Here is a 1,443-nt window from a genome sequence, read left to right as displayed (position 1 = left end):
GCCGAGGCCAGCGCCGATGACCGCGCCGAGCACGACCGCCAGTTCACCGGTGCCGGGCACGAAATGGATCTGCAGATATTCGGCGAACACGGCGTTGCCGGAGAGATAGGCGATGACGCCGAAGGAGGCAGCCGCGATCATGATCGGCACGATCGCCAGGCCGTCAAGGCCGTCGGTCAGGTTCACCGCATTGCCGGCGCCGACGATGACGAAGCAGGAGAACGGAATGAAAAACCAGCCGAGATTGACGATGAATTCCTTGGCGAAGGGAAAAGTCAGCGACGACGAGAACGGCGCCTGGCCATTGTGCATGATCACCCAGGCGGCGATGCCGGCGATGACGAATTCCAGCGCCAGCCGTGCCTTGCCGGAAAAGCCGAGATGCGACTGCTTGGTGACCTTCAGATAGTCGTCGTAAAAGCCGATCGAGCCGAAGCCCAGCGTCACCAGCAGCACCACCCAGACATAGATGCTCGACAGGTTCGCCCACAAAAGCGACGAGCCGATGATGCCCGACAGGATCATCAGCCCGCCCATGGTCGGCGTGCCGGCCTTCTTGAAATGTGTCTGCGGCCCGTCGGCGCGGATCGGCTGGCCCTTGCCTTGCCGCAGCCGCAGCGAATTGATGATGGTCGGTCCAAAGATGAAGACGATCAGCGCCGACGTGATCAGCGCGCCACCGGTGCGGAAGGTGATGTAGCGGAAGACATTGAAGACCGAGACCTTGTCCGCAAAATCGACGAGCAGTGTGAACATGCGCTTTCGTCCCCCGACCTAGGTCTGTTTTCTGGTTGTCGATTCAGCCGGGAATTTGCCCAGCAGCGCATCGACCAGTTTTGCAAAACCGATGCCCTTCGACGATTTGATCATCACCACGTCACCCGGCTTGAGCGCGGCAAGCAGCACCGGCTTCAGCTCCTCGACACCGGCGCGGTATTCCGTCTTGATGTCAGCCGGCAGCGCTTCGGCCAGCGCCCGCATTTCCGGGCCGCCAAGAAAAACGGTCTGCGTGCCCGTGCCGACGATGAGATCGGCAAGGGCCGCATGCAGCTTGGTCGAATGGTCGCCGAGTTCGAGCATGTCGCCGAGCACGGCGATGCGGCGGCCCTCGCCCGTCACCGGCGTCGCGTTGAGCAACGCCATCGCAGCAGCCATCGATGCCGGATTGGCGTTGTAGCTTTCGTCGATCAGCGTGATCAGTCCACCGGGGTGGCTCGAAGTCGAGCCACCGGGATGGCGCAGCACATGGCGCTTGCCGCGCCCGCGCTCGGCGGAGAGATCGGCCAGTGCTGAAGCAACCTTGTCGAGATCGGCGCCGACCAGATGCGCCGCACCCAGCACCGCCAGCACGTTCTGCACCATATGGCGGCCGGGCGCGCCGATCCGCGCCGTCACTTCGTGGCCGCCGATCCTGGCGGTGATGTCGGAATGATCGGCATGCAG

The 1,443-nt window shown here is 63.2% G+C and carries 2 protein-coding genes; both read right to left on the bottom strand.

Annotated elements, in window-relative coordinates; genetic code table 11:
- On the bottom strand, positions 1 to 756 hold a 756-nt coding region (gene mraY / locus EN932_RS36025), incomplete at its 3' end, for a phospho-N-acetylmuramoyl-pentapeptide-transferase (RefSeq protein ID WP_128369523.1).
- A gap of 18 nt (positions 757 to 774) precedes the next feature.
- Positions 775 to 1,443 (bottom strand): cyanophycin synthetase (locus tag EN932_RS36020; RefSeq protein WP_281061577.1); only part of this gene is annotated, 669 nt, incomplete at its 5' end.

The organism is Mesorhizobium sp. M7A.F.Ca.US.002.01.1.1, from assembly GCF_004022955.1.
Lineage (GTDB): Bacteria > Pseudomonadota > Alphaproteobacteria > Rhizobiales > Rhizobiaceae > Mesorhizobium > Mesorhizobium ciceri.
This window is presented reverse-complemented; position numbering and strand designations above follow the sequence as displayed.